Annotated in this window: 19 protein-coding genes and 1 pseudogene; 7 read left to right on the forward strand and 13 right to left on the reverse strand. The window is 50.3% G+C overall.

Annotation, left to right across the window (positions count from 1 at the left end; all coding sequences use genetic code 11):
• Nucleotides 1-91 precede the first annotated feature (91 nt).
• A complete protein-coding gene (locus tag Pla110_RS05770; protein WP_144994128.1) occupies nucleotides 92-2,722 on the forward strand; it encodes a PVC-type heme-binding CxxCH protein in 2,631 nt (876 codons plus the stop codon).
• A 40-nt stretch (nucleotides 2,723-2,762) separates the two neighbouring features.
• Here the strand turns inward: Pla110_RS05770 and Pla110_RS05775 are convergent, their stop codons facing one another.
• The 3 genes from Pla110_RS05775 to Pla110_RS05785 all read right to left on the reverse strand — a co-directional run bounded on the left by Pla110_RS05775 (nucleotide 2,763) and on the right by Pla110_RS05785 (nucleotide 6,696).
• Complete coding sequence (locus tag Pla110_RS05775; RefSeq protein ID WP_197440533.1) at nucleotides 2,763-3,674, reverse strand: DUF3592 domain-containing protein; 912 nt, start codon at nucleotides 3,672-3,674, stop codon at nucleotides 2,763-2,765.
• A 276-nt stretch (nucleotides 3,675-3,950) separates the two neighbouring features.
• The gene (locus tag Pla110_RS05780) at nucleotides 3,951-5,093 is read right to left on the reverse strand and encodes an acyltransferase family protein (protein WP_144994132.1); all 1,143 of its coding nucleotides are present in this window, start codon (nucleotides 5,091-5,093) and stop codon (nucleotides 3,951-3,953) included.
• Between the two features lie 367 nt (nucleotides 5,094-5,460).
• A complete protein-coding gene (locus tag Pla110_RS05785; RefSeq protein ID WP_197440534.1) occupies nucleotides 5,461-6,696 on the reverse strand; it encodes a CocE/NonD family hydrolase in 1,236 nt (411 codons plus the stop codon).
• Nucleotides 6,697-7,017: 321 nt separating this feature from the next.
• Here Pla110_RS05785 and Pla110_RS05790 point away from each other — a divergent pair, with 321 nt between their 5' ends.
• Nucleotides 7,018-9,489 carry an ATP-binding protein gene (locus Pla110_RS05790; RefSeq protein WP_144994136.1) on the forward strand — a complete coding sequence of 824 codons (2,472 nt, stop codon included), beginning with the start codon at nucleotides 7,018-7,020 and terminating at the stop codon, nucleotides 9,487-9,489.
• 39 nt (nucleotides 9,490-9,528) lie between these two features.
• Here the strand turns inward: Pla110_RS05790 and priA are convergent, their stop codons facing one another.
• Nucleotides 9,529-11,820 (reverse strand): replication restart helicase PriA, encoded by a 2,292-nt coding sequence (gene priA, locus Pla110_RS05795; RefSeq protein ID WP_144994138.1) that lies wholly within the window; start codon nucleotides 11,818-11,820, stop codon nucleotides 9,529-9,531.
• Between the two features lie 190 nt (nucleotides 11,821-12,010).
• Here priA and nadD point away from each other — a divergent pair, with 190 nt between their 5' ends.
• Nucleotides 12,011-12,616, forward strand: a complete 606-nt coding sequence (gene nadD / locus Pla110_RS05800) for a nicotinate-nucleotide adenylyltransferase (protein ID WP_144994141.1) — start codon at nucleotides 12,011-12,013, stop codon at nucleotides 12,614-12,616.
• 91 nt (nucleotides 12,617-12,707) lie between these two features.
• On the forward strand, nucleotides 12,708-15,248 hold the full coding sequence (locus Pla110_RS05805; RefSeq protein WP_144994143.1) for a DUF4838 domain-containing protein: 2,541 nt from the start codon (nucleotides 12,708-12,710) through the stop codon (nucleotides 15,246-15,248).
• 38 nt (nucleotides 15,249-15,286) lie between these two features.
• Here the strand turns inward: Pla110_RS05805 and Pla110_RS05810 are convergent, their stop codons facing one another.
• The 5 genes and pseudogenes from Pla110_RS05810 to Pla110_RS05825 form a co-directional block, all read right to left on the reverse strand.
• Nucleotides 15,287-15,964, reverse strand: coding sequence for a CDP-alcohol phosphatidyltransferase family protein (locus Pla110_RS05810; RefSeq protein WP_144994145.1), 678 nt, complete (start codon nucleotides 15,962-15,964; stop codon nucleotides 15,287-15,289).
• Nucleotides 15,965-16,076: 112 nt separating this feature from the next.
• Nucleotides 16,077-16,715 carry a response regulator gene (locus tag Pla110_RS05815; RefSeq protein WP_390620491.1) on the reverse strand — a complete coding sequence of 213 codons (639 nt, stop codon included), beginning with the start codon at nucleotides 16,713-16,715 and terminating at the stop codon, nucleotides 16,077-16,079.
• A gap of 15 nt (nucleotides 16,716-16,730) precedes the next feature.
• Nucleotides 16,731-17,051 (reverse strand): annotated as a pseudogene (locus Pla110_RS23095) (Hpt domain-containing protein); the annotation flags it as partial.
• Between the two features lie 206 nt (nucleotides 17,052-17,257).
• Nucleotides 17,258-17,623: a response regulator gene (locus tag Pla110_RS05820; protein ID WP_144994149.1), complete on the reverse strand. Its 366-nt coding sequence runs from the start codon at nucleotides 17,621-17,623 to the stop codon at nucleotides 17,258-17,260.
• 123 nt (nucleotides 17,624-17,746) lie between these two features.
• Complete coding sequence (locus tag Pla110_RS05825; RefSeq protein ID WP_144994151.1) at nucleotides 17,747-18,232, reverse strand: chemotaxis protein CheX; 486 nt, start codon at nucleotides 18,230-18,232, stop codon at nucleotides 17,747-17,749.
• A gap of 700 nt (nucleotides 18,233-18,932) precedes the next feature.
• Here Pla110_RS05825 and Pla110_RS05830 point away from each other — a divergent pair.
• The 3 genes from Pla110_RS05830 (at nucleotide 18,933) to Pla110_RS05840 (ending at nucleotide 22,167) form a co-directional block, all read left to right on the forward strand.
• Nucleotides 18,933-20,282, forward strand: coding sequence for an HD-GYP domain-containing protein (locus tag Pla110_RS05830; protein ID WP_144994153.1), 1,350 nt, complete (start codon nucleotides 18,933-18,935; stop codon nucleotides 20,280-20,282).
• Between the two features lie 148 nt (nucleotides 20,283-20,430).
• Nucleotides 20,431-20,832 carry a PilZ domain-containing protein gene (locus Pla110_RS05835; RefSeq protein WP_144994155.1) on the forward strand — a complete coding sequence of 134 codons (402 nt, stop codon included), beginning with the start codon at nucleotides 20,431-20,433 and terminating at the stop codon, nucleotides 20,830-20,832.
• A gap of 246 nt (nucleotides 20,833-21,078) precedes the next feature.
• Nucleotides 21,079-22,167, forward strand: coding sequence for a lactonase family protein (locus Pla110_RS05840; RefSeq protein ID WP_144994157.1), 1,089 nt, complete (start codon nucleotides 21,079-21,081; stop codon nucleotides 22,165-22,167).
• 220 nt (nucleotides 22,168-22,387) lie between these two features.
• On the opposite strand, the gene Pla110_RS05845 is transcribed toward Pla110_RS05840, so the two are convergent.
• The 4 genes from Pla110_RS05845 to Pla110_RS05855 all read right to left on the reverse strand — a co-directional run bounded on the left by Pla110_RS05845 (nucleotide 22,388) and on the right by Pla110_RS05855 (nucleotide 26,764).
• Nucleotides 22,388-23,299 carry a hypothetical protein gene (locus tag Pla110_RS05845; protein ID WP_144994159.1) on the reverse strand — a complete coding sequence of 304 codons (912 nt, stop codon included), beginning with the start codon at nucleotides 23,297-23,299 and terminating at the stop codon, nucleotides 22,388-22,390.
• 447 nt (nucleotides 23,300-23,746) lie between these two features.
• Nucleotides 23,747-23,854 carry a 50S ribosomal protein bL37 gene (locus Pla110_RS23100; protein ID WP_369299123.1) on the reverse strand — a complete coding sequence of 36 codons (108 nt, stop codon included), beginning with the start codon at nucleotides 23,852-23,854 and terminating at the stop codon, nucleotides 23,747-23,749.
• Between the two features lie 186 nt (nucleotides 23,855-24,040).
• Nucleotides 24,041-24,619, reverse strand: a complete 579-nt coding sequence (locus Pla110_RS05850) for a hypothetical protein (RefSeq protein WP_144994161.1) — start codon at nucleotides 24,617-24,619, stop codon at nucleotides 24,041-24,043.
• Nucleotides 24,620-24,829: 210 nt separating this feature from the next.
• The gene (locus Pla110_RS05855; protein WP_144994163.1) at nucleotides 24,830-26,764 is read right to left on the reverse strand and encodes a sulfatase-like hydrolase/transferase; all 1,935 of its coding nucleotides are present in this window, start codon (nucleotides 26,762-26,764) and stop codon (nucleotides 24,830-24,832) included.
• Nucleotides 26,765-26,991 lie beyond the last annotated feature (227 nt).

The following is a 26,991-nucleotide window of genomic DNA, read 5'->3' on the forward strand; positions in this document are numbered from 1 at the left end:
TGGTCGCGAACGTGGAGCGATTGCTCCAGGGTTGATCTCCAGTTTAGACTGAGGAGGTTGTCAATTCATCATCCAGCGGAAGAGGTCGGGCATGTTCAGTCAGTTTTTTACCTACAGTAAATTCACGTTGGTCGGCGGATTCTTTTTATCGTCTTTCGCATGGAGTAACACATTAACTGCTGAAGAGCGTCTACCTGAGATCGAGGTTTTGCAATCGGGCGTTAAGCTGACCGTTGCCGCCGAACATCCCGAGGTGGCCACACCGACGGGGATTGATGTCGATGAGGCAGGGAACATCTGGGTGGTGGCCAGCCATACTCATTTTCCTCCGGTGGAGTATAAAGGCCCGAAGTTCGATGAGATTTTAGTCCTCTCACCAGAGGGCACCCGGTCGGTCTTCTACAATCAGACGCATCACACGATGGATTTGGAGTTGGGGAAAGACAATTGGGTTTATCTGATTGAACGGAGCCGATTGCTGCGTATTCGGGATACTGATCAGGACGGCGTCGCGGATGAATCTGAGGATTTGGTGACATTGGAGACCAAAGCTGTTTATCCACACAACGGCATGGCCGGGTTGGCGTGGGATCTTAATGGCGAGCTGATGTTCTGTCTTGGGGAAAACTTTTCCGAAGCATGGTCAATGACTGGTACTGATGGGACTCGAATAAAAGGGAGCAGTGAGGGAGGTGTCTTTCGCCTTCAACCTGATGGTTCCGGGTTGAAACGAGTGGCACGCGGAATGTGGAATCCGTTTGGATTGTGTGTCCGCGAAAACGGAGAAATATTTGCGGTCGATAATGACCCAGGTGAACTTCCACCCTGCCGCTTGTTGCAAATTGAAGAAGGGGGCGACTATGGGTACCAACGTCAATACGGCGCGGAATCGCATCATCCCTTCGTCTGTTGGAACGGGGAATTAAGAGGGACGCTCCCGATGGTGCATCCTGTTGGCGAAGCCCCTTGTGGAATTGCGGCGTTCGGTCGCGGTTTGTTGGCGCCGTCCTGGGGTGAACATCATATCGCCTTTTATCCACTTCAGGCACAGGGGGCCGGATATAAGACATCGCCAATTCAACTGGTGAAAGGTAGTCGATACTTCAGGCCCGCCTGCATCGCTGTGAACAAGGCCGAATCGCGTTCGAACTGGCGTTCCTGGTATGTCACGGACTGGGTTGATGGGCGTTACAACGTCCATGGTTACGGACGCATCTGGAAATTGGAAATTAATCTGGAGGAAGCGGATTGGTTAGGTTCTCTGAAACTTGAACCCGAAACCGAAGCGGCGAAACAAGCGGAAAGGTTACGAACAGCAAACGAAGAGTTCTCGGTAGCGACCTTGGTGAAAACCACCACCGATCCTGATCCTTATCTTGCGCAAGCGGCTTATGTAGGACTGTCGAAACGAGTCACTGAATTGAAGTGGAACGATGTTGAATCGGCTGATCATCAAACTCAGTTGGCCGTACTCGTAGCTCTGCGGATGGCGTCGTTACGGGATGACTCGACTGTCAATCGGGCTGAGTGGGTTCCGCATTATCTCGAACAGACTGACCCCGAGGTTCAGTTTGAGCTGTTACGGTGGATTGCCGATGTCGAGTTAAAAGAAGACCTTCCCGCCGTTGAAAAGTTGTACCGTCAATCAGGACTCCGCTTTGAAGTCTTCGAAGCCGCGATTGCGACGATTAATACGCTGCAGGGTCAACCAGAGATTGGACTTCGGAATGAAGAACTTTTGTTAGAACGCGTCAATGACAATGCGGCCTCGCCTGAGTTGCGTGCATTCGCACTCCGTTTATTGCCGGCTACCCTGGAACAAACGACCCCAGCGGTGCAAGAGGGCGAGACTGCGAAGCAACCACAGAAGTTGAATTTATCGGTGCTTCAGAATTTGTTGGAAGTGGACGACGATGAGCTTTCGTTGGAAGTCATCAGTGCACTCGGTTCCAATCTACAACAGGGCGAAGAGATTCTGTTGGCTCTGATTCAGGATGACAAAGCGAAACCTGGTTTACGGGCAGCAGCAATCGTGGCGATTTCTCCTCTCGTGACGAAACATCGGCAGTTATTTTTCACCTTAATGATGAATGCGGACCAGTCTGTTCGAGAAGAAGCATTACGCGGTTTGCGAGGTGCTCCGGTGGAGGACACCGAACGCGTGGCTCTTAAGAAAGCGGCCGCGTCTTTTCCGGAATCAGCTGATTTGGTCGCGATGGTTTTGAATCCACTGCAGGTTCTAAAGGATCGTCCTGCTGACAGTCAAATTGAAGTTTGGTCCGAGCGATTGGACAATGTACCTGGCGATCCGGATATTGCGGCGGGGCGACGCTTGTTCCATCATCCCCAACTGGCGACATGTGGTTCCTGCCATCGCCATAAAGGAAAGGGGAACACGGTGGGACCGGATTTAAGTACGGTTCATGATGGTCAGAAAAAGGGTTGGTTACTCGAGTCGATCCTGCAACCGAGCCGGGATATGTCGCCCGAATATCGACCGACGCTTCTTCTATTGGAGGATGGTCGCACCTTCACGGGGATTCGCTTGCAAGCCTATACAAAGGAGGCGATCCGTGACCGGAATGGCGAGAAACGAGTTTTTGATCGGGACGAAGTGGAGATGATCAAAGATCTCGACGTCTCCTTCATGCCGCAGGGAATCGCTCAGAACTTAACCGACCGTGAGCTGCGAGATCTGATCGCATTTCTGAATCAGCTGTAAGAACGTCGTTGACTCATTCAGGGGATCTTCAAACAGAGATTTAACCAAATTGAGCCTTAAGATCAGCGTTGATTCTGTAGTAAAATGCGAGTCCCTGATTATACGCGAAATTTGGTCCCAACAGGCAAATTAAGGGAAAGAGTAATGCAGCAAAATCCCAGCCGGACGCACCAGGCTGGAGAACGCTTTCTTCCGGATCTCCAGGGGAATAATAGACCGAATGTTTTGATCCTTCGGAGTAATGTTCGCTAATTGATTCGGCATCCAGGGGATCACGGGAAGAAAGGGAATGGAATGCGATTTCGTCGTTCTCGTACTTTTTCGCTTCAACGAAATAAGTGTATTTCACGACGGGGGTGTATTCCCATCTTCTTGACCAGCGACGGCCTCTCAGATTTTCCGCCACCCCGCTGACAATGACGGTGGCCTCTACTGTTGGCCAACTGGTACTGGTAGACGCTGTGTAGACGTGGGAAACTGAATACCAAGTGACAAATGGAATCGCTAAAGTCATGATGACTCCGCCAATGGCGAACATCAAAAGTTTCCAGTCCTCGGTATCTTCTTCTTTTTCACTGGCTACTTTCCCTTTTAGCATCCAATAGTTGAGTGGCTCTGTATTTCTTGTACGTTCAGGTGTGCGATCGAGATTTCTTTTGGGCGGTTTCCGGGATCGGCGTTTGGGCGGCAGTGGAGCCGCTTCAAAACCGAAGTCATCTTCTGCTTCCGCAGTCTGTTGGCGAGACCGTTTTTGAGTACGACGAGGAACGGGTTCTTCATCAAAGCCGAAATCTTCTTTGGGAATCGATTTTCGGCTGCGACTGGATGACGTATTCGAGGTGGGAATGCGAACGAGTTCACCACATTGTTTGCACTTGAATTTTTTCCCAGCCAGTTCGTCTTTGACTTTGTACGTTTTCTGGCAGGAACCACATTTGGCGGTGACGGACATCGGTGTTGGCCCAGAATTGGAAGCAACTGACAGAACCGGCTGACGAGCGAAATCGTTCATGACGATGTAGAAGACCGCTGGCTGTAGCTGCTACGGTTGGAAGTGATCGTTTCTTGCTGAGAAGAAAGGAAGAAGTGGTTAAAAATAACCATACCATTCTTCTGTTCAGAGAGCCACTAAGTGGTAGCAGAATTCAGCAGAAAAATGTGCAGACTTCCCGCTGGCGTTTAAGCTGAATTCGCGAAGTGATCTTGAGACTTCGCCGAGCAATTCTTGCTATTCTTCTCTGCGGGGCACATACGGGAAATGTCGCTTCATGTTGTTGAGCGGTTTCTCGAAGAAGTGCCATGAAAGTGAAGCGACGATCGTAGCGGCACCACCGTAGACGAGCAGTTTGATGATTTCGGATTCGGGTAATTCAATTCCTAATCGTGGGAACAGTTTTCGTTCCAGCGCGGCGTGGACGTGGTAGTGATAGACGTAGAGCCCGTAGCTGATTTTGCCGAGGTATGTCATCGGTTTGCAGCTGAGCAGCATTCCCAGTGGGCCCCGAAACCCAATCGAGGTCCGGTAAATCACCCAGGTGAAAATGAGTGCCGCAGCAAGATCGGCCAGTACGAAATAAGTCAGTTCCGACAGGGGTTGGGCGTCGCGGGAAATGCGGGTCTCGCCCGTGTTCTGGGCGTAGAGGTAGTAGATGCCTAAGGGGATTCCGGCAAACAATATCTTTCGACAGATGCTGGCGACTTGATCGGGTGTTTTATAAGTGGTCAACCAGGCGAGAATGGAACCCATCGCCAACGTGTCGAGGTTGCAGGGAGTCAGAACCATGGTGCTGAACGTCGACCAGCCCGTCGCGGTGAAATAGATACGCGAGAGAGGACCAATGGCGACGGCCAAGATCATCGCGGGTAAGAGTGCTCGTTTGGGTAACCAGAGAATGAGAAACGGCCAGACGAGATAGAACTGTTCTTCGACGGCAAGCGTCCAGATATGCCCAACGACGAATTGGTTATCCATGGCAAATTTAATGTTTTGCAGGTACGTGAGGTACCACCAGATATCCTCCCGGATTTTCGGCATGCCGATGAAGATGACCAGTAGAAAGAGGTAATAGATCGGAAAGATGCGAAGAAATCTTCGGATGTAGAAATTCTTGAAGGTAAACCAGAGCGAGGTCTGGCTCTGGGCGACTTTCTCGCGGCATTCCAGCAGGATGCGTGTAATCAAGAATCCGCTGAGCACAAAGAACAGATGCACTCCAGCCCAGCCCCACTGAAAGTATTCTGCGCCCGTTTCCTGGTTTTTGAAGTGCGCGTAAAAAACAGCGATTACGGCCAGTGCCCGCAAACCGTCCAGTTGGATCATGTGCTGTAAGGGGGCAGATTCCTGAATAGGTCGTACGTTCGCCGTTGCCATAATTTTCTTTTTCGCGGTCGATTCAGGAAAGCAAATTCAAGGGGGACAAACCCATTTTACCAAATGGGTTCAGGCGGAAAAATTAACCGCATTAGTTCCAGCCAGCGCGAGCCATTGCCAGACACTTCACGAGGATACCGAGCGGATAAAGCGCAGACAACGGAGCGTTACTCTTTTTCGTCATGAGGTAGCCGTAAAAGTAATCAGCGTCATGTCATGGGGGTGAGTCCAGTCCATTCCATCCTGGCATTATCCCCTTGCTCTGGTAGGTTAATGGCGGAAAGTCTATTTAGTCGAGTGGTGTTTTGAAGCTGTCAGGGAATCTATTTATGCAAGGAAGAGGTGGGTATCTTCAGGAAATCATAGTTTACTCTGACTTTGGTAGTGATTCGATGTAGTGAATATATTTTTGGGCAGAAGGAGTGAACGAGGTGAAGTGATCGCCACGAACTTTTTCGACAATTAAAGAAAACTCGCCTTTCTTCTCGTTATTGGCTTTCCTAATCGTGCTGTGAAAGCCGAAGTCTGTTGTCCCGATATATGCGATATGAGGTGTTTGCATCCACTTAACATTCCCGATTAGCGAACGAAGTTCTAGTTCGTCGTAATTCTTCATTCGAAACGGAACAATATTAATCCACTCATAAAAGGTAGAAACTGGATAAAGTCCGCCGCTACTGCCGGTGCAGACGACCGGTACATCCTCTTGCAGGCTGAGCAGTGCCGAAATGCCACCACCGACGCTGTGTCCGAAGGTATAGATTCGGTCCGAATCAACATAATTCTGTTTGGCTATCCAGCGACAGGCTGCGGCTGCGTCGTCGACTTCTCCAAGAAATAATTCGAAGTTTCCCGCGTTTCCGTTTTCTCCACGGACCGTAGGGCACATCACGACGTAGCCGGCGTTTCGAAAGGGGGCGCAGGCTTCTGTGATGGAGGTTTCGCCGATCGCGAAACCTCCATGAAAATAAACGATTGTTGGGGATTTCTCTGTCTTCACGCCGCGTCTGTCCACCCAGGCCTGGAGCTGTAGACCGTTTGATTCGTAGTGTACCTTTTCGACTCCGACTGGAGTGGTGAAGGCTTCGTATTCTTGTGGCGACGGTTGTTCATACTTCAAGGACGTTTCTAACTCTGCCCTGCGTTTCAAGTAAGGGATGTCTTTCTCGATTGATACTCGAGAGGAAGTTTTACGGGTCGTTTTCGAAGGTGATTTTGGAGTGGTGCGGGCCGTAATAGGTGTTCTGGATGGTGCAGAAAGTGAACTGAATAAACCACAGCAGATAAATGGTGACATCACCAATGTTCCCACAATTAAGGAAACAATGAGGGCGAGATGATTCTTGCCTTTTGGGATTGAGGAACCGCGGACACGATCGTTGGACGAGGATTTTGAGATGAGAACTGGTGCCGGTGAACGCCGAGGTGGAAGACGACGAGGTGGCTCAGGTGAAGAGTTGAGTTCTTCAAGTTCCTGGTTCTTGATTGGTTTTGGAATATGAATCGCCTGCTGGCATTCTCTGCATTTCAATTTCCTGCCTGCCAGCTCCGATTTAATACGATAAGGTTTCTGGCAATGCGGACAGTTGAACAAGATGGGCATGGCGGAGGTGCTTGATTTAACCATGGAAAGAAATGATGTGTTGGTAAAAAAGCATATCAATCTTTCCGCCGCATGAACAGCATTTCCTTGAGAATAGATGGCCTCTCCTCATGCCCGTGGTTTGACAATTGATACTGATGATGTGAGCGAACAAATAATATTATCCACCTGATTCGTATGGGCACTCACGTCCAAGCATCTGCGACTGGTATTATCCCCTTGCTCTGGTAGGATAATGGCGGAAAGTCTGTTCAGTCAGGCTTCTGTAATTCCTCTATTCCTATCTATTTATCCCTCTCTATAAATCAACAGGTTCGATTCATGCAGGACTACGAAAAACTGAGTGCGTTTTATCTGGGGAGAGGGTACGACCTGGAACAGGGGGCACTCACCGAGGACTTGTTGCTTTATGACTCCAAAGATTTGACAACACATGCTGTTTGCGTGGGGATGACAGGGAGCGGAAAAACAGGGCTCTGTCTCTCTTTACTGGAAGAGGCGGCGATTGATGGGATCCCGGCGATTGCCATCGATCCGAAAGGAGATCTGGGGAACCTCTTTTTGACCTTCCCTGATTTGGCCCCAGACGACTTTCAACCTTGGGTCGATCCTGCCGAGGCAACTCGGAAGGGAATGACGGTGGAGCAGTACGCCGAGAAGACGGCAAACACCTGGCGGGAAGGATTGGCTTCCTGGGGACAGGAACCTGAACGGATCGCGAGATTCCGGGATGCGGTCGATATGGCGATCTATACGCCGGGTAGTAATGCGGGAATGCCGTTGACCGTGCTGCGGAGTTTTGCCGCCCCGGCAGTGGAAATTCGCGAAGATTCCGAAGCACTTGCGGAGCGAGTCAGTACATCCACCTCGGGCCTGCTTGCGCTGTTGGGAATCAAGGCTGATCCCATTCAGAGCCGAGAACATATTCTGATCGCCAATATCCTGACGGATCTCTGGAAGCAGGGGAAGAGCCTCGACATCGCCGGTCTGATTGGCGCGATTCAAGCACCACCATTCGAGAGAGTGGGTATCATCGATCTGGAAACGTTCTTTCCTGCGGACGACCGCATGGACTTGGCCATGACGCTCAACAATCTGCTCGCCTCGCCGACGTTTGCGAACTGGCTGGAAGGGGAGTCGCTGAATATCAAAAACCTGCTGTATACGTCCGCAGGAAAGCCTCGATTGTCTATCATTTCGATAGCGCATCTGTCGGATGCAGAACGCATGTTTTTTGTGACGATCCTGTTGAATGAAGTGCTGGCCTGGGTTCGTTCGCAACCGGGCACGTCGAGTTTGCGGGCATTGCTGTATATGGACGAAGTCTTCGGTTACTTCCCACCAACGGCCAATCCTCCCTCAAAGAAACCGATGCTGACCTTGTTGAAGCAAGCGCGAGCCTATGGGTTGGGAGTGGTGCTTGCGACACAGAACCCGGTCGATCTTGATTACAAAGGTCTGTCGAATACGGGGACCTGGTTCCTAGGGCGACTGCAGACGGAACGCGATAAAATGCGTGTGTTGGAAGGGCTTGAGGGAGCTTCGAATTCTGTGGGCTCCAGCTTCGATCGACAGAGGATGGAGCGAATGCTGGCCGGACTGGGTAGCCGTGTCTTTTTAATGAACAACGTGCACGAAGATGGGCCCGTTGTCTTCCAGACTCGTTGGGCACTCTCGTACCTTCGCGGCCCGTTAACCCGGCAACAAATTGCAACACTGATGGACGCTCGGAAACAGGGGGTGATTGAAGCGAAAGCGGCTGCCGAGGAAGCCACTCCAGCTGTTGTACAGGAACAATTGACGGAGCAGGAAGCGGCGCCGGATGGCACAACGCCTCCGATGATCCCGAAAGATGTCCCCGTGGCCTATGTACTTACGCGGACTCGTCCTGAAGCGGGAGAACGAATTGTGTATCGACCGGCATTACTCGGACGCGGACGATTGCACTTTAAGAAGGCGACGTGCAAAGTCGATACCTGGGAAGATCGGTCTAAGCTGGCTGCTCTACGGAATGACATTCCTCACGATATATGGGAAGACGCCTCTTCTTTACCAGTTGAAGGGGTGGAGATCAGGGAACGAGCCGAACCGGAAGTCACCTTTTCACCACTGCCAGCAGAACTGCTAAGAATTGAGAGCTACAAAGGTTGGGAGAAGGATCTTAAGACGTCCTTGTACCAGTCGGAAGAAATGACGTTGTTCAAATCCACGGAGCTCAAAGTCTACTCCCAACCGGGCGAGACGGAAGGGGACTTCCGGATCAGTCTCCGCCATCAGGCACAAGAGGAACGGGATCTCCGTTTGGAAAAACTCCGTAAGAAATATGGTTCTAAAACGGCGACGCTCCAAAGTCGGATTCAAACAGCCGAAGCAGCTGTTGAACGGGAATCATCGCAGGCAACTCGGGCGACGTTGGATTCGGCGATTTCATTTGGAAGCACGTTATTAGGTGCAATTTTCGGACGGAAGCTGGCGAGTAAAACTAATGTTTCCAAAGCCTCAACCTCAATGAAAAGTGCTGGCCGCGCTATGCAACAACGGAGTGATGTCGCCCGCGCCGAAGAGAAAGTGAAAAAGTATCAACAGCAACTGGCCGAACTCGAAGAAGAATTCGAATTGGAAATTGAGAGCCTCGAGAACAAACTCGATGTCGATCAACTCGATGTCGAAGAAATTCAGGTCAGCCCCTTAAAGTCCGACATTGAAACGGCTCCCGTTACCCTCGTCTGGCTGCCCTGGCGCGTTGATTCGGCGGGCATCGCGGAACCGTTCTACGATATCAAGCAGGATTGAAAGAACTGGTCCTGGCTTACGATGTCAGCGTAGGCAATGTCACCGCATGTTGGCCGGTTCGACATCAATGATAAATTCGACGGTGCTGGTTTTGGGAAAGCGGCTTTCGGTTGATCGCCAGAGTTGGTGGATCAGTTCGAGTTGTGGGGCCCGAACTTGCAGGTGAAAGCGGAAGTGCCGTTTCAGTTTGGCAATGGGCGCCGGAGCGGGGCCGAGAAGGAGTACGTCGAGGCTTTCTTTCTCTATCGTCTCTTTTAACTTTTTCGTGAACTCTAATGCATACGCTTGCACGTCCTGTTCTGCTTCGCCCCGAAAAATAATACGAGCCATTTTAGAAAATGGAGGCGCCTGTAAACTGTGGCGATGCCGCAGTTCGTTGCGGGCGAATCCGATGTAGTCGTGCTCGGCAGCTTTGACGATGGCTGGTTCTCCCGGAGACGCTGTTTGCACGAAGACGCGTCCCCCCCGTGAACTGCGCCCCGTTCGACCCGCCACCTGGGAGATCAACTGAAAGGTGCGTTCCGTGGCTCGCAGGTCGGGTTGATGCAGCATGGTGTCGGCATCAATAACACCCACTAGGGTTACGTTTGGAAAGTCGAGCCCTTTGGCGATCATCTGGGTACCCAGCAGAATGCTCGCTTTGCCGGCGCGGAAGATCTCCAATGTTTCGTCGTGGCTTCCTCGTTTGCTCATGGAATCGCTGTCCATTCGCAAACATTTCTGGTTAGAAAACTTGGTGCGAACTTCCTGTTCGAGTTTTTGTGTACCGATTCCTATAAACCTCAGGCCGGGATGGTCGCAGTTTGGACAGGAAGTCGGAGGCGGGATCTGGTAATCGCAACTGTGGCAGAGAGCGATCTGTTTGTCTTTATGCCAGGTGAGAGTGATATCGCAATCGGGACATTGAATCCCTTTTCCACAACGTTTACACCACATGGTGGGGGAGAACCCGCGTAAGTTGAGAAAGAGAATGATCTGCCCGCCATCGTTTAAGGTCAATCGCATCGCCGATTCGAGGGCGCGGCCAATGGCGGCCCCTTTGGTGATTTGGGGATCATTGCGGACGTCGACAATCACCACGGGGGGTAATGGAAGTTTCGCCACTCGTTTAGGCATCGAGACCAGGTCGTACTCTTTTTGATGGACTTTAAGCCACGACTCGAAAGTGGGGGTGGCAGTGCCCAGCACAAGGGGGATCTTTTCCAGTTCGGCCCGATGGCGGGCAACTTCGCGCGCATGGTACCGCGGAGTGGTTTCCTGTTTGAATGTGTTCTCGTGTTCTTCGTCGATCACAATGAGGCCCAGTTGAGGGCAGGGGGCGAAGATCGCGCTGCGGGCACCGACGACGACTTGCACTTCACCACGAGTAATCTGTTGCCAGTGCCAATGCCGTTCGGCGTCCGTGAGGTGACTGTGCAGTACGGCGACATTATCAAATCGGCGTCGGAAGCGGCGAATCGTCTGTGGGGTCAGGCTGATTTCGGGGACGAGCACAATCGCCTGTTTTCCATAACTGACCACCTCGCGAATTGTCTGAATATAAATCTCCGTTTTTCCGGAACCGGTCACTCCGTGAAGCAGCATGGTCGAATGCTGCTGAGTTCGAATTGCGGTGATGATTTTGTCGAACGCGGCCTGCTGTTCTTCGTTCAGCGTTAGATCGAGTTCCTGCTGAGTTGGTTCCAGTGGTTCCAGGTCGAATTGTTCTGCTCGGTGACGAACGGGATCGATCAACTTTTTATCGCGTAATGAATGAATGGGGGATGTGCCGCATTCCGCTTTTTCACAGATGTCCTCCACTGCCATCGGTTCGGCCTGCTGGCACAGAATGTCTAAGACCCGCGCCTGTTTCAGGGGCAGTGGGATTGAATCGCGATTTTGTCTGACACGGTCGGGAACGGTGTATAAAGTGACCATCCGCGTGCCCGACTTCTTTTTGACCCCGGCGGGGATAACCGATTCGAGGACTTGTCCCCAACCGCACAAATAATGCTCGGAGATCCAGCGGGTCAGTTCCATCATTTTATCGTCAAGCAGGGGTTCCCGGTCGAGTAGTTCGACGATCGGTTTCAACTTGCGGTTGGTCGGTTCCCATGGGCGGACGCCCACACAGAAACCGACGGTGGTCTGGTTTCCGCGTCCGAACGAAACTTTCACCCGTCGCGCGGGGCCAATCCATTCGCGAAGTTCATTCGGGACAAGATACGAATACGCGGCCTGCAGCGGCCTGTTGAACACGACGTCTGCGACAAGTTGATCGCGCTGCGCAGCTTCCTCCCAACTGGTCAGTTCGTTGGTTTCGAAAAGATGTCGCTGAGAAGGAGAGGACAAAGATGTAACCTTCGGGAGGGCGGACGGAAAAGGATCAAGGGTGAATTTTGAATTCTATACGAGACGATGGCTGAGGAACACCTCGACGGTTCATTGGCTATTCACTGCCTGTTCATTCCCTGTGGCAAGCGTTATGTTTGAGTCAGGAAGAATACCAAGATTTGAAACTATATTATTACTGGAATGATTAATGCGATTGGGATTATTGGGAGGGACTTTCGATCCGGTGCACCTGGGGCACCTGATTATGGCCGAGGCGTGTCGCGAAGCATGTCAATTGGAGGAAATCTGGTTCATTCCCACTGGAAAACCACCCCACAAAGTGACCGCCGAAATCACCGATTCCCGTAAACGGATAGAAATGCTGGAAATGGCTCTCGCGGGGGCAAGAGAGTTTAAAATCAGCGATAGGGAAGTCAAGCGGAGCGGAACGACCTATACCGTCGATACTCTCACTCAACTGAAAGAGGAAGAGCCCAGCCGCGATCTCTACTTCATTATTGGGGCAGATTCTCTGCACGATTTCCCTACCTGGAGGGAACCGGAACGGATTGCGGAACTCGCAACCATTCTGGTTGTGAATCGGTCAGGAAAAATTATGCCCGAGGTAGCGACACTTCCCGAGAAAATCCGTAATAGTATCCAGATGGTGACGATTCCTGATATCGGCATCGCTTCGTCGGACTTGCGCCAGCGGGTGGGCGAAGGGAAAAGTATTCGTTTTCAGGTTCCGCGTTCAGTCGATGTTTATATTAAACAGCATGATCTGTATACGGCCTCCTCTGAGACTGAATAACTTTTCTGATGAACCCTTCTATTTGAATGCAGACTGTTTGGTTGCAGAATAAATCTGAAGCTTATCTCTAACGTTCCAGAGAGCGAAATCAATGAAATCCAAAATCTTCTATACTCTGTTTTTTCTGTTCGCGTTGACGAGTGTCGTCACGGCGGTGGAACCTGAAATTTCCACGTTCTCGATCACGCGTGAGGGTAAGGCGCTCGTACCGATCCTCGTTCCTCAAGAAGCAGGAGAAAAGACGCAAGCGGCGGCAGAGAATCTACAAGTTTATCTTGAGAAGATCACAGGGGCGACATTTGAAATCAGCAATGATCTGAAACAACCTGGAATCATTGTAACTCCTCGCGAATATCTGAAGTCCACACTGTTTCCGCATACGACCGAGGCGCACGTGGAGTGGAACGAACGCGAGGACTACTCCATTGCGACATTCAATCAGGGAATGTTGGTTGTCGGAAAAACAGAGTTGGGAGTCGAGCATGCTGTTTGGGATTTGCTGTATCAGTTGGGATATCGACAGTATTTCCCGGGAGAACATTGGGAAATCATCCCTCAGATTCAGGACCTGGAACTGAAATTGGCGATTCAGGCATCTCCCGATTATCACTCGCGCCGCATCTGGTATGGATACGGTGCCTGGGATCATGGTGAAGAACCGTTGAAAGATTGGAATCGGAAGAACCGACTGGGGGCGGCGATTCAATTGAATACCGGGCATGCATATGGACGTATCATCACCGCCAAGCAGGCCGAGTTCGATGCGCATCCGGAGTACAAGGCGCTGCTCGACGGAAAACGAACCCAGTCTAAACAAGCGAAGTTCTGCATCAGCAACGCAGGGTTACGGCAGTTAGTGATTGAATACGCCCATGAATATTTTGAAGAGAAGCCGGATGCGGATACGATCTCGATGGACCCTTCTGACGGAGGGAACTGGTGTGAGTGTGAAGATTGTCAACGGATGGGAAGTGTGAGTGATCGTGCGCTGATCCTGGCGAACGAAGTCGCGCGGGCCATCAACAAAGATACGGAACGCGAGCGGTTCGTCGGGATGTATGCCTACAACTACCATTCACCACCACCCACGATTGAAGTCGATCCTCATGTGATTATCAGTGTAGCGACTTCGTTCTTACGAGGCGGTTACACACTCGATCAATTGCTTCAAGGTTGGGCGGATAAAGGGGCTAAACTCGGTATTCGCGATTACTACAGCGTCAGTACCTGGGACCGCGATCAACCGGCTAAAACGCGTGGGTCGAAACTACTCTGGCTGCAGGAAAAGATCCCGCATTATTACGCGGCCGGAGCACGTTTCTCTTCTGCCGAATCGGGAGAGAGTTGGGGCACAACAGGGCTGGGGCACTATTTTGCCGCTCGTATGCTGTGGGATGTAACCGAAGCAGATCGCCTGGATGAGATCACAGATGAATTTCTGACGAATTGCTTTGGCTCCGCCAGCGAGACGATGCGATTGTTCTATGATCAATTGAATGGCTCCCGGCCCCACTTGATTCGTGAAGACCAGATCGCCCGGATGTATCGCCTCTTGCAACAGGCAATGACGGAGACAGATGATCAACAGGTCGAAGCTCGCTTGAATGATCTCTTACTCTATACTCGATTCGCCGATTTGTATGGTCAATATTCGGAAGCGAGCGGTGATGCGCGGCAGGCCGCTTTTGAGAAAATGATTCGGCATTCCTACCGGGCACGACACGCTAAATTAATGCACATAAAAGCATTGTATCGTGATATTGATAGTCGCGATCGTAATATCGAGATTCCGGAAGAAGCGAAATGGAGTGTGCCGGAGGATCGAAATCCGTGGAAGTCGAGCGAACCTTTCAGTGATGAGGAACTACAGGCTTATCTGGAAGAAGGAATCGAGAGGTACCAGCCAGTCGAACTCGATTTCGAACCGATGGATTATTCGGAGGAGTTAGTTAGTGCTGCCCCGCTGCAACTGAGCGGTGAGACGCTGGCCTCCAACTGGTCTTTCAGAGGGACATTAGAAGCTTACACCCAGACGACGCGGCCTCAGGAAGAAATTGAATTCGGATTGACGGGTGGTTTGATTAAACATTATCGGGACCGAGGCAATATTAAGGTCGAACTTTGGAAGATCGGTGGGGCAAGCGATACCGGAGAAAGCGAAACTCTGATTGCCACAGATCGATCCGTTCCGCCTGAAGGGGTGACTCATACGGTTACAATGCGAGCTGATGAACCGGGCTTGTATAAACTGAAATTCACCGACGGGGGCGATATGAGCCGAGTTGAATGGCGACAGGAGATGCCATTCACGATTCAAGCTTCACTCGAGAATCCACCGCAATACAACTTGAGAATGAATCACTACTTCTATGTTCCTCGGGGAACAAAGGTCATCGGTTTTCTGGGCGGTGATACGGGGAAGATTGTCGATCCCGATGGGAAGACCGTGTTCGTGATGGAAGACAAAAAAACGAGCTTTTACAGTGTGCCAGTCGGACTAGGTCAGGATGGCAAGTTGTGGTCGATTCGGTCCGCCACGAAAAGCTTCCGTCTAATGACGGTTCCTCCCTATCTGGCTGGAAGTGCGGATCAGTTATTATTGCCAGAGGAAGTTCTCAAACGCGATCAATGATTGTTCCGGAAGATCAACCTGAAATAAACTAAGGGCGTTCAGCTTCGGGTATTGTTCCACTCGGATGTGTCCGGAGCGGCCCCTTTCTCGTTGACTTCTTTGACAGCTTGGATCAGGTTCACGAGCAGTCCGACCGCACCAATCACGATGAGTCCAATCGCGGTCCAATAAGCGATGATGGGGAGCAAAGTGAAACCTTGCAGGATTCCCCAACTGGTCTGGAAGATTCCGAATGCACAGAGCAGCGTTTTGAATTCAGTGGGCCCAAAGGTAGAAAGCGTGAATTCGCCAATCATTTTGGCTTTGATGTTAGTTAGAACGGCCATCGCCATCAGAATGAGTATCAGGGCAATGCCGAAATCGAGCCGGCCACAGGCGACGGCGATGCCAATCATCCAGTAGCAGAACGAGATAGGATCGGTGAAATGATCCAGCAATTCACCACCATTCCGGCATTGGCCGGTCGCGCGAGCATGAGTTCCGTCCAGGCAATCGGCCAAATGATTCCCAAACACCCCAACTGCGGCGAGCAGACCTCCCCACCAGACAGTGGTTGCCCAGGCAAATCCGACCCCACCTAAAAGGGCAAACAGGTGCCCGACGAGAATAATTCCTTCAGGTGGAAAGCTTCGAGGAATTGAGAGTGTAGGATAAAGCGCCTTCAAGCGAGGCCCGAGAAAGGGATCGATTAGACTGTGGGAAATACGTTGCGACATCGGTCTGTCTTCCTGAACAGAGGAGCATGAAAAAACCCTGACTAGTGAGCTCTTAGGGGCTTCTCTAATCAGGGCGTTTTTTGTCAGCCGATATCACGATAAATCATGATCATCATTTAATTTTCTTGTTTACCAGAGCACTCCAGCGAACGGAACGTTCCAGTGCATCGGTAACCGGACGGATGATGGATGTCCAGTCATTTGTTTTTGAAAGCAGGTCGACGGCACCCTGTTCGATGCAGGCGACGATGTTTTCGGTGTTGGCGTTGCCAGTCAACATAATGACCTGAACTACCGGATTTAATTTTTTGAGTTTAGGAATCAAATCGATTCCAGTTCGGCCACCTTCCATATTGATGTCACAGATGGCGATAAAGTACATCTGCTTGCCCATCATTTCGAGGGCTTCCTCGGCGGTGGTGGCACAGTGGCAGCAGATACCGATTTTACCGAGCCAGAACTGAACCAGTCGACCAATCGTAGGATCGTCGTCGATGACCAGGATTCGAGCATCGGGTGGAGTACGACGGTCAGAAGCCTTCGGCATTGCTGTCGCATTCACGGCAGGTTGTGCTGCTGGCACGGGAGTCGAAGGAGTAGGGGTGGGAGTTGCCACAGGCTCAACGGACGCTGCCGCTTCAGGTGCCGGAGCAGTTGCTACACCTTGTCCATCTGGTCCCCAGATTTCATGTAATCGAGCGACGAAACCTTCGATGTTTGTCTCTTCAGATTCCATGGGTTCGGAGCACATCTCTCGAAGTTTGTCAAACGATTTCAGCAGTATGTCGATAATCGCAGGAGACGAAGTGAGTTGTTCGTCACGCAGGGCGTCCAGCACGTTTTCGATAGCGTGAGCCATCTTGCCGATTTTATTCAAACCGATAAAACCGGAGTCACCTTTGATTGTATGTGCGGAACGAAAAACTTTGTTAACGACAGCGTTATCTAGTTTCTCACCGTTCTCTTCAAGGATGAGGAGATCGGACTCGATCTGGTCGAGAAGATCCATCGCGTTTTCTACGAACATTTCGTATAGCTGAGGATCGTTCTCAAGTTCGATATCCTGATCGAAATTCAAATCGGACATAAAGTCACCTAAAAGTTAACTTGAAAAAGGGAGCGCCTCTGTAGGCTGTGGATGTGTGTCAAAGCGGAAAAACTATAATGCCAATATCTCTGATAAAAATCAGTCGTTCTAACCGACTTCCGTCCTGATTAATAATCGGGGGAGGGAAAGGTGTTCGGTTCGAAGTCCATACTCCAACTTATTTCTGACCTGGGTTACTCAGGAATTCAGACTGTTGTCTTGATCCACTTGGAGAGTTTTTCTCGCAGAGCAACTGGGGTGAACGGTTTGACGAGATAGTCAGAAACACCGTGCTGAATGGCTTCCATGACTTTTCCTCGTGACCCTTCTGTGGTGATCATGATAACGGGAACCGTCTTATTCGTTTTGCGAATTTCCTGAAGCAGTTCCAGGCCAGACATGTTCGGCATGTTCCAGTCGCTGAAGACCACGTCAACTTCATTTGCATTAAAAACTTCGACACCGACTTTGCCATCTTCCGCTTCCAGGATGTTTTCAATTCCCAGAGCTTTTAATGTTTTTTTGGCGACCATGCGGGTCATTTCTGAATCATCGACAATCAGTACGTTCATGGGAAAAGTCCTCTGTGTAAAGAATCATCCAATAGATGAAAGAAGGTGGGTTCGTATATGGAGTAATAGATTGAACAGTTGTATTAGTTGCCAGGACCTGAATTTGATCGGTTCGGCGAGTGGTTAGGATCGTTCGACGAATCCGAATGCGAGCATGAAAGGGCCGACTTCGGAGTCGAACGTTGCCAGCATTGGTTGAGCGTTCGAAGGAAACTCAACATTATGTGAAGGTCCGTGAATAATGTTCGGCAGACCCATTTCGAGTTCCATCGAAGTCAGTTTGTCTTTGGCACTTCCAGCAATCACATTGGCGAATTCACCGACAGTGTCACAAACCAAAGGGGTGATATCGCTGACTTCCATGTCCAGCATCCGATGGACCGTTTCATAGGCAGTCGTTGCGGGAAAACTGAGACAGAAAGAACCAGCCGATTTTCCAGACAGGCCAATGATGGCAGTGATGTCATAAAAGCTAGTGTCTGGTTTTTTAAGCCCCAGCCCCGTGCGAGTAATCGTGCTGTCCAGCATCATTCCGAAGGTGTCTATCGTGGCTGAAATAATCGGATTGACGATCTGGGACGTCATACTGGCTGAAACGGCTGCTTTCATGTTGCACCTGTATTATGTAGTTAAAGGTCGTATTCTCCCTGTACCTTAGGTTTCCGAAAAACATCATGTCGGAAAAAATCTCGCACAGAGAGGTGCAACACTCGCATCACCAGGCAGTTGTTGAGTGTTATGCCGGTTTCGCAGATTCTAGCAGAAGGATTCACCTCACCAGAAGCGGGTCGCCGCTGAAAGATTTATGGACTGAGCTTTCCTGCTGTGAAATGATTTCTACTTATTAAGTGCAACCCAGTTAAATAGGTAAGTGTTTGACGATGTTCACGAGTTGGTTACAGGTGCTGTTATTAAAGGGTTTGTAGAGTGTTCTTTCTTAGGAGAAGGCAGCTCTAAGGGATATCACTGATTTTCTAAATAGGGAAAGTTCAACAGGAATATTGGATGTGGATGTCCGTGAGGCGAATCTGAGATTCAGTTGTAATGGTTATGCTGCTTCTGCTTGGAATTGGCTAAGACAGGAGCGGAATAGTTTTAGGGATGTGGAAAATAAACATCACTGTTTCGAATCGAACCTAAGATTGAAAAAGATAATGATTTCTTGGGACGCGCTACAGAATGTTGATATTCAGGCCCCGGGAATAATCGGTTTCAAAGCTAAGGGCAAGTTTTGAAGCCATCCAACGGCTCTTTAAATTCGCACTAACTGATCTGAATCAGTACTGAGACCCCTTAATTGGAAAATAAAATGTCCCTGGACGTTGTTAATAAGCAAAAGACTTCAACAGCAGTTGAAACTGAATCGCCGGCGCGAACGACGTTATCGATCGATGAGTTAATCATCGGTCGCCGGACGCACTCGCCCATTTATGACGTCAAAGGAGTTCTTCTGCTGGCCGACAATCAGGTAATTACTTCAGAAATCAAAGCTAATCTGAAAAATCGAGCCGAAGGTGGCCGGATCCAGATGGATGAAAGTGATTTATCGAAGGTGACATTGCGCAATGTGGAAGTGAAGCAAGTCGCCAAGTTTCAAGTTGATGAAACTCTGAGTCGTAAAATCGACATGATTCTCGATAACGGGTTAATGGGTGTCAAAAACACGGGGCCCTCTTTCAGCCAGTCAGTCGTTCAACATGGTCGTGATGGATACGATGAAGAACAGACTGAGAGATTAGCTGAACAACACGCAGAGAATGGCAAAGTTCTTGAAGAACTATTAACGGAAGCAACCAATGGGAAACTGACCGACTGCGATGCTGTGGCGGGAATGGCGACTCTATACCTGAAAGAAATGTCGGTCGATACGGACAACGTACTAACATCGGCAATGGGAAGTCATACCCCCGACGATATTGCAGCCAATTCATTGGAGTCCGCTCTATTGGCGATGGCACTTGGTATCGAAATGGATTTTGATGCAGAGAACATCAAGAACCTGGGGATTGCTGGGTTGACCCACGACTGGGGAATGGTTCACGTTCCAGAAGAACTACGGAACGCCACCCATCAACTGCCACGAATAGATCGATTGCAAATCGAAAAACATCCCATCTATTCAATGGAAATGCTGCAAGCCATTCCGACAGTTCCCAAAATTGTGCCTCTCATCGTGTACCAGGTGCATGAAAAATATAACGGTGGTGGATATCCGCGAGGCAGAAAGGGGAATTCGATTCCGATCTTTGCAAGAATCATTGCTGTTGCCGATATCTTTATAAGTTTGACTTCCCCCCGCCCGTGGAGAAAAGCGGTCACCCGGTATGGGGCTATGGAATGCATGTTACATCTTTCCCGGGAACGATCCCTGGACCCGGATGTCATGCGGGCATTGCTCCGGATTCAGTCTCTCTTTCCAATTGGATCGTTCATTACGCTCAGTAATGGTAGTGTTGCGAGAGTGATTCGAGCGAACCGTAAAGACTATACCAAACCAATCGTACAAATTATTCAAAACGCGGACGGTTCGACACCGGATGCACAGGACGATGATGCGATTATCGACCTGACAGATACAGAGTTAAAAGTAGAACAGGCACTGCCTACGCCAGGGGTAGATGAAATCCCGTTTTCAACGGATCTGTTTAGCGAAGTTTAAATTGCTTTTCGTTTCAAGTGGTAATGAACTTGGCTGGCCGTATGAACTGAAGATGATGTTCTTGTTTCCTGTTAATCAACTGGATTCGGGACACCACTCCCGATAACAAGAACGAAAACTGATGTTTTTTTGATGAGGTCTCTTGGACATGACTATGACAAAAAAGGCTGACAAGCAGGAAAAAGCTGCAGAAGAAGTTCTATCGATCCTGGATCGTTGGGATGCCAGAATGCAGGGGCATCACAATCAGAAGCGGCAGTACTCTCGCAATCCTTATCGGACCAAGATGACGGTCTTTATTCCTCAATCGGATGGAATGGTGGGAGAGTCGTCAGAAAGTACCAGCTTCACGGTCTGGTCTCGCAATATCTCCCAGGGAGGCGTCTCGTTTATCTATCCGGGACAGCTTCAGCATGGGAAATATTTAATGTGCCTTGATCCCGAAAAATCGGGGAGCCTCTGGTTTCTCGTCGAGATTGTCCGGTCTCGTCAGGTACATAATGAGTTCTATGAATTCGGAGCGAAAATGCTCGAACGAGCCTCGATCTAACGAGCCAGTATACCGAATCAATTTCGGAAAAGCCTAATTATCAAAACAGAACAGCCAGCCTCTCGAAGGTAAGGCTGTTCTGTTTTTTATGGTTGGTTCTCACTGGTCGAGTTGTTTCTTGTGGCCCGTATTGCGTTCTGATACGTTGAATGCAGACTTTCAGGAAGAGAGTCTAGGTCATGAAGGAGCCTCACACCAAGATTCACCAAGGGGAGTCCCCCGAAGCTTCCTTGCCGGAGAAAAATTATGCGGTTATTAGTTTGTATGCTGGTTTGCTTGACAGGAATGATGATGGGAATGGAAAGAGGAGAGGCCAGCGAGGCCAATCGAGAGATGATGTACCTGTCTATCGGCGGGGAAAATCGAATTGCTCTTTGGAATGTCGATCCGGAAACAGGACTCGCTTCTGAAGTCGGTTCTGTAAATACAGGCGGAGCTCCTGGAGCCTTGACGTTCAACCCGAAGCAGGACCGGCTCTATGCAGCAGTTCGATCCACCGGAGAAGTGGTAACCTATGAAGTTAATGGATCAAACGGAGGCTTGAAGGAACTGGGCCGAACTCCTGTTCTGGCTAACCCGGTTTACATCGCGACGGACCGGAATGGCAAGTTTCTGTTAACTGCCTATTACGGAGAAGCCAAAGCGGCTGTGTACAGAATAGATGAAGAGGGAGTCGTCGTAGCAGATGCTGTTTCCACAGTAGAGTCTACCCGACACCCTCATAGCATTGATGTCGATCTTGCAAACCAGAATGTGTACATCCCTAATACAGGAGCGGATCTCATTCAACAGTTTCGGTTTAATAGTGATTCGGGTGAACTGACTCCACTCGAACCGGAAAATGTGAAGACGGCGGAAAAATCAGGCGGACGCCATTTCGTTTTTGCTCCGTCTAATAAACATGTTTATTTTGTGAATGAACACAATTGCCACGTCGATGTTTTTGAACGCGACCAAACTACAGGAGCATTGACTCAGATTCAGACGATCAGCACCTTACCGGAAGGGTACACAGAGAAGAGTTTCTGTGCGGATATCGAAATCACTCTTGATGGGAAATATATCTACGCCAGCAACCGAGGTCACGACAGCTTGGCGATGTACTCGGTTGATCAAGCGACCGGTAAGTTAACCAGCCTGGGGCAGATTCCCACAGAAGCCTGGCCACGAGAATTCGGTCTCGATCCTCAAGGCAAGTTCGTTTATTCCGCTGGGCAGAACTCTCATAAACTAGCCGCCTATCGGATTGATCCGGAGACCGGCATCCTGGCTCCATTCGCCACCTATCCCGTCGGCCAGAGCCCTGCCTGGGTGTTGATCAAAAATCTCGATTAACATTGGCCCAATTGATTCGTCCATTTAATAGCAGTCCAAATGAAAAGCCTCTCACTGACCATTTCAGGGAGAGGCTTTGTTCATTTATGACATTAATCAGTCAGTCTTTTCAACTGATTAGATCCTGTCCAGGATAAGTGTGGCGGCTATCGGTCCCGAAAAGCCCTTAAATACAGCAGGCTACGCCGCCAGAACACGCTACGGTTTTCTGGAATGCGCTCTAGTCGGCGAAGACGCCCGTGGCATACCAGGTACCATTCGATCCCTGAACCATGTCATAGCCGTAGTAGCGGTGTTGTTTACGCATCGCGTTCCAGTGCCCGGCGGAACTGCGCCAGGTCCCGATGCAATCGTTGGCGATGTCGAGCAGAGTGTATCCATTACCACCTACGGCAACTTCCGTGGAGAGTCCACCGACGGTGCTGTTGATCTGATGAAAACGAGCCGTCCAGTTATGGTGACCGACCTGGCTCAAACGGGCCATCGTCGAAGAGTTCACATTGGACATGTGCATCAGGTATTGGTGAGGAGTCGAGTTCACCGACTGGGGACGCTCCGGGTGCCGTTTGAGAGCATAAATGAGAGTCCGTTGAGTAATAGTTCCCTCTGGCAATGTTACCAAAGTATGGAGTTCATCGACGGAGCAATCGCGTCCATGGTTAAAGGGGAGCGCCGAGACCAGTTGACCGTACTGGGGTGATTTCTCATCCGACAAATCAAGAATGGCGATTCCGGCTTGCTTGTACATGTAGTTGAACGAAGCGTGCCAGAGTAAGGTCTGTTTTTCGCCCGGCACGGTGGCATCAAGCGGAAGAACAGCCCGGACGAAGTTCTCCAGATGCTCTTGTGTCTGAGGACTGGCTAGAACGCTTTCTTCGAATTCGGCTTGGGCAGTAGCGTCGTTGAGTTCGAAAGAAATCAGCAATTGCTGGTTTGTATCACGGGCCTCTTTGTAGGCGTCGCCGTAATCGGTGAACCAGTCGAGATCGCCAATTTGACGAAACTCGCTAGAGGGTTCAATCCGTTCCGCTTTCGTCGGAGATTCGACTGCAGCGGAGAGCAGGGAAGTCGACGCGATTAGCGCCACGGTTGACTGTAAGAGGAAGCAAAAGCAGAACTGGGGGCGAATCATCAGGAAATCCTTTAAATGCGTTGACCCGGATTCTGTCCTATCAAGGTACGGTCCCTGATCGAATGGACTATTTTCCGAGTGGGGGGAAGCATGATTCCAGCGGTATCTGGCTGTCATCGAAACCATCAGGAAAAATTCGCGCCGCACAGAGTGCGTGGAACGATTCGGAGGATCGACGTTGGCTGGTCAGGAATCGAATGAGGCGACAGCATCCTTGCTGACTATAAATCGCTCTGCGGAGGGCGAGCGTGTCGACCAGTGGATGGCGACATCGGGTATGGGAAGCCGGAAAGCTTCCGCATAGAAAAGGGCGCCATTAGGACCTCTAACCGAACCCAGCTAATCGGGAGGTGTATGGCGTGCAGCAGTTAAGAAGAGCCATCTTGCCCTTCACACTGCGCGCAGCACGAATCGTCTGCACGCAGTCACTGTAGATAACAGCAAACTCTAGTGAGTCGTCAGTTTGATATGTGCGCGTTTGGCTTTACGGGCTTTGGCACTGGCAGGACGGCGTCCGTGGTTTGCTTTTTTCAGTTTTCGTTGTGTTTTAGCCATCGGTGGATAACCTCAGAGGGGTTGTCGTGAGTGGTTCCGCGAGAAGCAGAACACCTATATTATTAAACATAGTCAATAAATAATCGGATCGACATCCTAATGGATCGAACCCCTGATGAGAAGCCAATCAGTGAGAAAAATCTCTGAGATAACGCATGTGTAATGTCCGTGTGTATAGTGTTCTGGCTATTCTTCAGGAGCAGGTGCCAGCGTAATGGTGCTTTGGGGGTTATCGGGGGATTTGAGTGCGATTCCGGACCACGTGCTTGATAGGGCAGAAAATACATAGTAAAAGTTGGCAGATTGTGCCGTGACATAGTCCTTCCCAATTATGACTTGGGCTTTTTCTGTTTCTGGGAAAGAGACTTTCTCCCATTTCTGTGAGCGAGATCCAAAAGCGAATACGTCATTCCCTACCTGGCAGGCGCATACATCGGTTCCCATTACAGGAAAGGGGGGCAGGTTTTTCCTATTTATCTTCAGGGAGATCCACTTCCCCGTTTCCAGAGAATAACCCCAAACCTCAGACCCATCAGGTGAGACGGCTGCTATGAGGTTTCGTCCTTGAATTGGTTGAATGTTCGAAATTGGATTTGGAGTCGTTTCGAATTGATCAATAGACCCAGGAGGAAGTCCTCCGGCACCAGAGCTCAAAGTACCGCCAGAATCTTGAGCCGAGATTGCTGTCACGCTCAGTCCGAGTAGAACTGCCAATACGAAACGGCTACTGGTCGTCAAAATCGTTGTGCCAATATGTTTTGACATGGTTGAAATCCCTGGAAAGCCCGCAGGGTTTATTGATGGAAAGTGTCAGCAGATGAAATTGGCCCAAAACCTAAATTGTTGGTGACATGTCCATTCTTGTAGGGTAATCGCGATACGCAAAAGAGGTGGCCTAAAAATTAGCATAATCGGTGGCCAGAATTACGCAAGAGAAATCCTGTGAAAACGACTTCCGGAATTACGTTCTCGAGGTTATTCGACGCTGTTCCTGGTTCCCAATAGTTGGTTGAGCGCCCGATTGATAATTCGTACCCGGTATTTGCCTTGGGATTCGAACTCCTTCACAGGCTCTAATCCGACCTTCATTTCATCGACGACGGGACGAGCCAGTTCGTTGATTTCATCAAGAACTGTGGCTGCATAGACTCGGTCCCACTGCGTGCCACTATCAAGATGATGCAACAGAATCGGCAACGCGACCTTTGCTTGGCCGAGGTAACAAAGTGCCCGCGCTGCTTGAATGCGGACCACGGGCGTAGGGTCGTTCTCGGCAAGGTCAAGTAGTTGATCTACGTCTTGGGGGAGGAGGGGCTGCTGTTTAGCAAGGTTACCCATACCGGTGACGGACCAGTATCGGATGACATTGTCTTCGTCGTTCAAACCGATTTGTAATAAGGACAGCTCTCCTTGGGTAGCGGCCTTAGAGTACATGAGCAATTGGTCCATGTATTCAAGGCTGTCCGGTTGACGGAGAATTGCATACTCGCTACCCAATTGCGCTCGGCGTTCATGCAGGATCGGTTCGGGAATCAAACCGAGGTCACGGACCTCTTTCATCCAACGAAGATGCTCATTCCGCATTCGGGCGAGAACTTCATGGTATTCCAGGTGGTTGGCGAGATTCGTCATCTCGTGCGGGTCCGCTTCGCAGTCGTAGAGTTCTTCAATCGCTTTGGGCTCGGTAAACAGATTGTCGATCTTGGGTGGAAGTTCGCCCGCTTCATGCAGGTCTCGCATGTTGGACATCGTCGCCCCCTGTTCGAGGTAACTGACGTATTCCAGAATCGGCTTCCAAGGTTCGTAGTTGCGAATGTATTTATATTTCTTATCGCGAACCATCCGGATGATGTCATACCGCTCGTCCATGCGGTCGCGCGCACCATAAACGTAATCCCGCGGGGCAGGGAGGTCCGACCCGATAAAGGGTTGTCCCTGGATGTTCTCCGGAATTTCTACGCCCGCCAGTTTAAGAACTGTCGGACCAAAATCGATCGAGCTTACGAGTTGATCGTTTACAGTGCCCGGTTCCCCTTGTCCATCCATACGGAACTGCTCGGGGATTCTTGTGATCAGCGGAATGTGTGTGCCCGAGTCGTATAGCCAACGTTTGGCCCGCGGCAGGCCAACACCATGGTCGGACCAGAACAGAATAATTGTGTTCTCGTACAGTCCGTCTTCTTGCAACTGTGCGATCAAGTCTCCCGCCCAGTGATCCATGGCCGTGATCAATTCATAATTTCGTTTCCAGTCTTCACGAATCACAGGCGTGTCGGGGTAATATGGGGGCAAGGTCGTCAGCTGTCTAGCATCCTGACGTTCTGCTGCGGTCAGGTTCTTTGTGACCTTTTGATACTTATTCGTGTTGGCGATACCCGATTCATGGCAGCCCGTGAAATTGAAGACGGCGAAGAAAGGTTGATCTTTCTCTTTGCGGTTCCGCCAGTGGGCCTCTTTCTTATTTGAGGAGACATCCCATGTTCCTTTAGGCGTGGGGAACTGATAATCCTGCTTGCTTTTGTTTGTGCAATAATACCCCGCCTCGCGAAGATACATGGGGAAGGGTTTAATGGATTCCGGTAACTTCGCATTGCAGCGCATGTGATGCGTCCCCAACGCTGATTGATACACGCCCGTAATAATCGCACTCCGGCAGGGGGCGCACACTCCGGCGGTTGTGAAAGCGTGCGTGTAGCGCGTTCCTTCGGTAGCAAGCTGATCCAGGTTCGGAGTGTTCGCGTGCGGGTCGCCGTAACAACCCAGATGCGGACTGATGTCCTCGCAACTGATCCAGAGAATATTTGGACGCACGGGAATATTCTCTTTTTCCGCAGCGCTGGAGTCAGAACTCACTCCCAGGAAAAGAAGTGTGAAGGCAAGTAGCAGACGACGTATCAGAGCAATGCGCATGGGAAACTCTCTCGGATAGAACCGACGGAACTCAAGGCAAGTTTGAGTTTAACACAAGAAGGGTCAACCATTTCATTAGACAGCAGTTATAAGTGCAGAGCAAGCTCTTGGAGCAGTTCGAATGATCGACTCCCCCTGATTGCAGAATATTCCGCATCTTCTTGGTTGTAGAGCTACCACTGGGATTGATTCCATCCTTGGACCTGATGTTGAATAAGGGAGGTCCC

It is taken from the genome of Polystyrenella longa (genome assembly GCF_007750395.1).
In the GTDB taxonomy this organism is placed as follows: Bacteria; Planctomycetota; Planctomycetia; order Planctomycetales; family Planctomycetaceae; genus Polystyrenella; species Polystyrenella longa.